The 7,904-nt window shown below is 50.0% G+C and carries 6 protein-coding genes and 1 pseudogene; all 7 read right to left on the bottom strand.

The features are described 5' to 3' along the window. Positions 1 to 350, bottom strand: a pseudogene (locus Q0238_RS05855) (universal stress protein); the annotation flags it as partial. A gap of 20 nt (positions 351 to 370) precedes the next feature. Further along, the gene (locus Q0238_RS05850; protein WP_297943882.1) at positions 371 to 2,485 is read right to left on the bottom strand and encodes a polyribonucleotide nucleotidyltransferase; all 2,115 of its coding nucleotides are present in this window, start codon (positions 2,483 to 2,485) and stop codon (positions 371 to 373) included. After that, positions 2,469 to 3,188, bottom strand: coding sequence for a phosphoribosyltransferase family protein (locus tag Q0238_RS05845; protein WP_297943881.1), 720 nt, complete (start codon positions 3,186 to 3,188; stop codon positions 2,469 to 2,471). The genes Q0238_RS05850 and Q0238_RS05845 overlap by 17 nt, the downstream gene beginning before the upstream one ends. Next, a complete protein-coding gene (locus Q0238_RS05840; protein WP_297943877.1) occupies positions 3,188 to 5,446 on the bottom strand; it encodes an LPS-assembly protein LptD in 2,259 nt (752 codons plus the stop codon). The genes Q0238_RS05845 and Q0238_RS05840 overlap by 1 nt, the downstream gene beginning before the upstream one ends. Continuing rightward, a complete protein-coding gene (locus tag Q0238_RS05835) occupies positions 5,433 to 5,870 on the bottom strand; it encodes an RDD family protein (RefSeq protein WP_297943874.1) in 438 nt (145 codons plus the stop codon). The genes Q0238_RS05840 and Q0238_RS05835 overlap by 14 nt, the downstream gene beginning before the upstream one ends. Further along, positions 5,867 to 7,123 carry a phosphoribosylamine--glycine ligase gene (gene purD / locus Q0238_RS05830; RefSeq protein WP_297943871.1) on the bottom strand — a complete coding sequence of 419 codons (1,257 nt, stop codon included), beginning with the start codon at positions 7,121 to 7,123 and terminating at the stop codon, positions 5,867 to 5,869. Before purD ends, Q0238_RS05835 begins: the two co-directional genes overlap by 4 nt. Positions 7,124 to 7,365: 242 nt before the next feature. Beyond that, positions 7,366 to 7,904, bottom strand: a 539-nt coding sequence (locus Q0238_RS05825) for a uroporphyrinogen-III synthase (protein WP_297943868.1), incomplete at its 5' end; no start/stop codon positions are given.

The raw sequence follows: 7,904 nt of genomic DNA, 5'->3' as shown, positions 1-7,904 counted from the left end.
TTCTCGACCAGCTCGGAGCGGATGCCCACCATATGCCTCAAAGCGGCGCTATTTGGGACGTGATCGTCGTCGTTTTGATCTAGGCCCAGCTTGGCGCATTCGGCGTCGAAGATCGCTTTGATTTCCTCGCGCTCGGCCCTCATCTCATCGCCCGCGGATTTTAAAAATTCCTCCATCAACACGCCGCCTTTTAGCGTCATACGGACATTGTAAATCATCTTAGGATCGAGCTGGCACGCCATTATGTTGATGTGCGTGCCGAAAAATTTATTTACGAGCAGCGCTCCGTGTATACGCTCTGCCAGCTCCTCGCCGCCGCCGATAGGGAAAAAAATCTTTTTAAGCTGCATCTCATACTCCTATTAAAATTTTAAGCTAATTCCAGTGAAATTTTAGTGCCTTTCTGATCGGTCACGCGCACTCGCACCACATCGCCCGCACGATAAGGCGTCGTGATAAATTTAGCGCGCAGTAGCCCGTCCACGCCGTCTCGCAGCGAGATAAAAGTGCCGAAATCCAGCACGCTTTGCACCACGCCGTCAAACTCCTCGCCGATCTGAAATTTTACCTCTTTGCGTTCATTGCGCGGCTTGCGAAAATCGCGAGAATTTGAGACTATCGATAAAATTTTCTCTTTCGCGCCCGATACGCAGCTAGCTTTGGCGCCTTGAATCTTGACCTCGCCCTTTTCGCGATCCAGATCGATATTTACGCCGAAGCTTTCGGTGATCTCTTTGATGACCTTGCCGCCCTGGCCGATGATGTCGGGGATTTTGCTTGCCTCGACGCTAAAAATTTCAAGCTTCGGAAGCACGTCCTCGTTTATAACGATCGCTGCGTCCGCCTGCTCCATAAGACCCAAAATATGCGCACGAGCCTGCTTTGCCTGCGCGAGAGCCTCCTTTAAAACCTCCAGGCTGATGCCGCCGAGCTTGATATCCATCTGAAGCGCGGTGATGCCCTCGTAGGTGCCCGCGACCTTAAAATCCATATCGCCGTCGTGATCCTCAAGTCCCATTATGTCGGTTAGCACGGCGTGTTTTTCGCCCTCAAAAATCAAGCCCATCGCGACGCCCGCAACGAGCTTTAGCGTAGGCACACCCGCCGCCCGAAGCGATAGCGCGCCGCCGCAGACCGAAGCCATCGAGCTTGAGCCGTTGCTCTCTAAAATTTCGCTCACCACGCGGATAGACTGCGGCGAGTTTAGATCGATGCTCGGATATAGCGCTCTTTTGGCTAAATTTCCATGCCCTAGCTCGCGTCTGCCGGGGCTTTTGAGTGGACTTGCTTCGCCGACGCAAAAGCCCGGGAAGTTGTAATTAAACATAAATCTATCGCTGATCGGCTCGAGCTGCGTTAGGCTGTCGCTTAGCTGCGCGTCGCTATCTCCGCCTAGCGTAGTGACGACTAGAGCTTGCGTCTGTCCGCGCGTAAATAGGCAGCTTCCGTGTGCGCACGGTAGGATATTTGTCTCGATACTGATCGGGCGCACCTCATCAAGCGCGCGTCCGTCGGCTCTGCGGCGATCCTCAATGATCTGCGCGCGGATGATGCCGCGCTTATACTTGCCGATGACGCTAGAGATCACCTCTTTGCTCCATTCGTTTTGCGCAGCGGCTTCGGTAGTTAAAATTTGATCTACGATTTTGTTTAGCTCGGTAGCGCGCTCGCTCTTTGCCATCTGATTGATCGCCGCTTTAACGGCGTCTTTGTAATTTGCGTCGATGAAGTCCGCGATATCCTCATCCTCGATCTCAGGCTTGTACTCTAGGCTCGCATCCGGCTTTTTAAGCGGCAAAAAAGCCTCTTCGTAGGCGCCCGAGCCCGCACTTATCGCTTTTGCGGCAAAATCGATCGCATCTACCATCAGATCTTCGCTAAATTCATTCATCTGCTGCGCTCCGCCGTTAATCTGCGGCAGGGAGCGCATCTCGATCATCAAAAGCTCATCGCCGACGCCCGCTACGTAAAGATCAAGCGCGCTAGCTTTAAGCGCGGAATTGCTCGGATTTAAGATAAAATTTCCGTTTTGATAGCCTATGCGCACGCCGCAAACCGGCGCCTTAATCGGGATGTCGCTAAGATACAGCGCCGCAGACGCCGCATTAAGAGCGACGACTTGCAGATCAACCTCCGGATCTGCCGATAGCACGTAAACTACGATCTGCGTCGGATATGCATAGCCCTTCGGAAAGAGCGGGCGCAGCGAGCGGTCTATGATGCGGCTCGTTAGCGTCTCAAAATCGCCCGGCTTGGTCTCGCGCTTGATGTAGCCTCCGGGAATTCTGCCTGCTGCGTACATCTTCTCGATATACTGCACGGTAAGGGGCAAAAAGTCCTCCTGCACCTGCGTCTCTTCGCGCGCTACGGTAGCCAGCACGACGGTATTTTTCACGCGCAAAAGCGCCGCGCCCGCGGCTTGTTTCGCAACTTTGTCGATATCGAAAATTTCGGTATTGCCATTTACTTCAATTTTGCACTGCATTAATTTTCTCCTTGTTTTTGTTAGTCTCGTGAAACGGCAGATAAAGCGGGCATTTGTTTAAAATTTGCATTATCTCCTCCGCGCTTGAGAGCGTTTTTTCTTTGTAATAAAAATCCACATTCACAAAATTTCTGATCTTATGAACAGCATAAATTCCATCTACTAGCATGGCGATCTCGTCCGCATTATCGCTGCCGATAACGGGAGTGGCGTAGAAGATCGCTTTGGCGTTTAAGCTTACGAGAGTTTTTATGCAAGTAAGCGCGGTCAGCCCGCTCTCACACCCCTCATCTACCAAGATGACGTTTTTTTTCTCTAAATTTCCCAAAAGCTCGCCCTTGCGAAATTTATACATATTTTTTAAAATTTTCTCCTCATAAAGTCTGTTCGCCTGTCCGTAAACGTAATCCAAGCTGATGCCGAAGCTTCGCACGAGCTCATCTACCATCACGATCTCTTGGGTCTCGCTTACGCACGCGATCGCGCATTCAGGATTATTTGGCGCTAAAACGGGCTCTGTGAATAAAAACTCATAGGCAAGCCCTAATTTTAGAGCAAGATGGTTTGCGATAGGAAGCGACTCCAGGGATTGAGCGATTATTAGAAAATTTTCGTTTTTGATCACGGTAGCGGGTAAAATTTCTGCGAGTTTCATCGCGGCGTCGATTTGGTTTTCAAACATCAGCTCAGCTCTAGGCGTCATTATTTTTCGCTTCCGTATTCGCTATCTACTGAAAAATCATACCCTACTCCGCCGAACGGATAGAAATTTACGAGAAAGTAAATTCCGCGCTCCTTGCTTGCTTTGCTGTAGCCCGTCGTACTGGTGTTTTTAGGCTCGATATCCTCTTGATACACAAAAGAGTAATTCCAACACTTGCGCGTATGAGAAAGTCCTACGCGCCACATTTTAGAATAAGATCGCTCCAAGTCGTAATCCCAACGCCCAAAAATTTTATTATTCCTAGGCAAATTTACCGAAGCGTTTACGATACCATAGTTATCTTTCGTATAGCGTTTAGGCTCCATGCTAAGTTTTTCATATTCGTAAGCGTGACTAAGTCCAAAGCTAAAGTCGTCGTTGGAGTAGTTGGCGTAGGTATAGACCTTATCGAAACTTTTATATTTATGCGAATAGGTAAAGCGGTTTCCGATATTTAGCCCATTTGCAAAATACGCATCGATGCGGTGTTCTAAATCGTCAAACTCATGATCGTCGAAGTCATATCGCTGCTTGACGCTATGGCGTAAAAATTTACGCCCGTCTTCATTATAGAAAAACTGCGTCATACTTAAAGCTGCATTTTCGTGGGCGTATTCGTCACTAAGTTCGCTTAAGAAGTTATCCTCCCAATAAAGCGAGTCTTGCAAGTTACCCAGCCGCGAGCGATCTACTGCGCCGCGAGCAAGGTCGTATTTATACTGATGATACTTTAAAATTCTATCCTCGATGTCGCCTTGCTGCCATCCGGGAATTCTAAAATCCGCTCTCCAGCTCATAGTGTGATACAAGCTATCGTAAGCCCTGGCTACGTCGGTGTAGAGTGAAAGCTCGGTGTATTGATTAGCGTAGAAAGTGCTTTTATCCTCGCCAAGATCGCCGTTTGCGTAGTAGAATTTATCGTGCCAATCGATATTGGTCATATACACTCGCTCGGTAAAGGCGAAATTTAAATAATCCGCCAGTAGCGGCGTGCTTATACTAATCGGTACGTCAAACTCGTATTGGCGAGCAGTCGCGCCCTCCCATCTGGTATAATTACGCGCCTTCGCATCAAGCGAATAGATCAAATTTGGCAGCCCCAAATCATTGCTAAATTTATGATATTGCAGCGTGGGAAGCTCTTGGACGGTATCTTCGTTACGGAAGGTATTATCGGCATTTAGCTTGCTCGTATCGATGTAGTAGCGTCCATAAGCGCCAAAATAGTGCTCGTCACCGGTCAAATAATAATTCAGCCGCGAAGTTACAAGCGAATTATCCGCATCGTTGCCAAGACCTCCCTTTTGTTTGAGATCGTAATATTCCAGATCGTTTAACTGCGTAAAGTCGATCCATAAATTTTCGCGCAGATCACCATCTAGCAGATAGGTCGCAAGCTTGCTGCGATCGTATTGCACTTCAAAGCCGTGATGGCGCTCGTTTTTGTATTCGAGGCGTTTTTGCGCTCGCGAGAAGTTATCGAAAACTCCGCCTCTAATCTCGCCGTAAGAATACGGCGACTCCGTAAATCGAAATGTCCCGTATACGCCAAAGCCCCTGCGCGTGCGCACCTGCGGATCGAGCTGAAAATCCCAGCTATCGTAAGGCGCAAAATAGATCGGTTGCTTGTAGTAAATCCCTTCCTTGCTGATGTAGCCGGCCTCGGGAGGCAGCAAGCCCGTGCGACGCGTACGGTCGGTCGGAAAGCCGAAATACGGCAGATAGAGCACCGGTACGTCGCCCACGTAAAATCTTGGATTAAAAAGATGGAGGAATTTGCTCTCTTTATTAAGCATACCGCTGCTAAATTTGATGCGCCAATCAGGATCGGTAACGTTGCAGCTAGATACGCTAGAGCCCTCCACGCGGTAATACTCGCTGTCGCTGCAGCTGGCGTCGTTTTGCATCCAAAGCTCGGAGTCCTTGTCCATCATAAAATTTACGTCGGCTTGCTGCTTGTCGTTTTTCAGATCGATTTTGACATGCTGTGCACGCGTAGTTTCGCTGCTACCGCGCATCGCATTGACGTTACCAAAAAGCTCGATGATGCCGTTTTGCTCGTCGTATGTAGCGCGATCGGCGGTGATGAAGTAGTCCTGCGAATACACCGTTACGTTGCCACTAGCCTCCGTCAAAAAGCCGTTTTTCTCGACATTATCCGCTATAAGCTCGACGTCTTGGACCTTTGCGCTCGCACTGCTTGCTAAAAGAGCGCTAAAACTGAGCGCTAGAATTTTAAATTTTTTACTCTTTTTCAATCTCTACCACCAATGTTTTCGCCGCCATATCATGCAGGCTCTGACGCGAGTTCGTAAAAAGCGCCACCAAAAATCCCATATAAAAGATCATCTCGCTTATCAACCTAACCGCCGCGCGGATCGCTGCAGTAGCGATATCTATAGAGCTGCCGTCAGCGCGGACGCAATAAATTTTAACCGCAAGCTTGCCTAGCGTCGCGCCGTATAGATAGACAAAAATCGCCTGATATAAAAATTTTATTATCGCGTAATGCAAAATGAATTTTGACGCGATCTTTTGTACCTCAAGATGGCTTCCGCTCTGCGCCGCTGCAACAAGCTCTGGCTCGTCGATAGCAAATAGCACGACCACAAAAAGCGTTACGCTCACCGCTTCGTCGATACTAAACGCAATTACGCGCTTGCTAAGCGGAGCGATGATCAAATTTTATCTCTTAAGGCTTGGTGCGCGATATCGCGCCTATACTGCGCGCCGCTAAATTTTATATTTTCGCACAGCGCGTAAGCCGCATCGCGCGCCTGCTTTAAGCTCTCCGCAACGCCCACGCTTACCAAAACGCGCCCGCCGCTAGCATAAATCTGCCCCTCCCGCTCGCTCACGCCCGCGTAGCAGATATGCGCTCCCGCAGGAATTTCGCCGACCTCGATCAAAGCAGGCTGCGAAGAGCCGTAAGGGTAGCGCTCGCTAGCCATCACGACGCCTACCGCAAATCGCTTTTTTAAGCTTATGCTGTTTAGCTTGCCTACGGCGGCGTTGTATAAAATTTCGCTCAAATTTCCGTCAATTAGCGGCATCAAAACCTCGCACTCCGGATCGCCGAAGCGGACGTTGTACTCCAGCACGTAAGGCTCGCCGCTCACGATCATAAGCCCCACGAATAGCACGCCGCAAAAGGGCGCGCCCTGCTGCTGCATCCCTTTTAGCGTAGGTGCGACGATCTCGCTCCCCACTCTTTTTATCAGCGCGGCATCCGCTAGCGGGCTTGGCGCATAAGCCCCCATGCCGCCGGTATTCGGGCCCAGATCGCCGTCAAGAAGCTTTTTGTGATCCTGTGCTACAGGCAAGCTTACGAAATTCTCCCCGTCGCAGATCGCAAAAAAGCTCAGCTCGAAGCCCTCTAAAAACTCCTCCACAACGACGCGCTTGCCCGCTTCGCCAAAGCTTTCGCCGCTTAGCATATCTGCAGCGGCTTTTTTAGCTTCATCTCTGGAATTTGCGATGATGACGCCCTTGCCCGCGCACAGGCCGTCTGCTTTGACCACGACGCGGCCGTTTAGACCGTCTATAAATTTTGAAATTTCGGATAGATCGTCGCTGCTTAGGAATTTTGCGGTTTTGATATGATTTCGCGCCAGAAAGTCTTTCATATAGACTTTGGAGCCCTCAAGCTTCGCCGCAGCGGCGCTAGGACCGAATATCGCGAGACCTTGCGCTTTAAAAATATCCACGATCCCTTTTGTAAGCGGCTCTTCGGCGCCCACGATAGTAAGAGCTACCTCGTTGTTTTTGGCAAAGAGCGCGAGCTCATTAAAATCTTTTAAATCCAAATTTTTACCGAGCGCCTTTGTAGCGCCGTTTCCCGGAGCAAAATACAGATTTAAAACGTTTTTATCCTCGCGAAGTCTTAGCCCGATCGCGTATTCTCTACCGCCGCCGCCGATTATTAGGATATTCAATGAAGCCTCCGTAACGTAAAAAACCCAAGTGAGCGTTGCGTAAAAAGAATCGGCTCAAACAAAGCCAATCTTGCAACTAGGAAAAATCTCTAGGTCGCAACCCGTAACTTTAAAAAAGCTCGAGCCGAGCCGCGTCACACGGACCTCTCACGTCGTCGCTTATACAAATATGTTGAACCCTCATATAAAACGCTCTCGCTTCACCCAGGCTTGGGCAAAATTATAGTCAAAATTTGCTTAAACTATGGCAAAAGCGCCAGATCGACGCAGGATTTTATCGACATTCTTTCGCAGATTATCGGCTCGCAAAACTCGCTCAAAACGCTCGCCGTCGTCCTACCGATACAGACCGCCCTGTAGCCCCCGTCCCAGCCGAAATTTGCGGTAAAGCCGCGAACGTTCTTAGGCGAGGTAAAAATCAGCGTGCTGCCTTGCGGCGGCTTTGCGGCGGCGGGGAGGCTAAGGATGCAATTTTCGTAGGCGATCACGCTTTGCAGCCGCACGCCGGCGCTAGATAGAATTTGCTCCAGCCTCGATACCGTCTCGCGCGCGCGCAGATACAGCGCGTCTCTGCCCTGCAAGAGCGGCGCGATCTCGGCGGCAAACTCGTTTCCGTGCCCGTGCCGTGCCAGAAAAATATCGCGGAATCCAAACTCGCGCGCAGCCGCCGCACACGGCTCGCCGATAGCGTAAACGGGCGTATCTAAATCAGGCAAAATTTCATTAAATTTTATCGCCGCCACCGCATTTTTGGAGGTAAAAATTAGCGCGCCCGTCTGCG

Source organism: uncultured Campylobacter sp. (genome assembly GCF_938045775.1).
In the GTDB taxonomy this organism is placed as follows: domain Bacteria; phylum Campylobacterota; class Campylobacteria; order Campylobacterales; family Campylobacteraceae; genus Campylobacter_B.
Note: the sequence above shows the minus strand (reverse complement) of the source record. Positions and strands in the feature narration are given on the sequence as shown.

Excerpts from the sequence above, each read along its gene's own strand:
- Q0238_RS05850 (WP_297943882.1), bottom strand. The coding sequence starts at position 2,485 with ATGCAGTGCAAAATTGAAGTAAATGGCAATACCGAAATTTTCGATATC.
- Q0238_RS05845 (WP_297943881.1), bottom strand. The coding sequence starts at position 3,188 with ATGACGCCTAGAGCTGAGCTGATGTTTGAAAACCAAATCGACGCCGCG.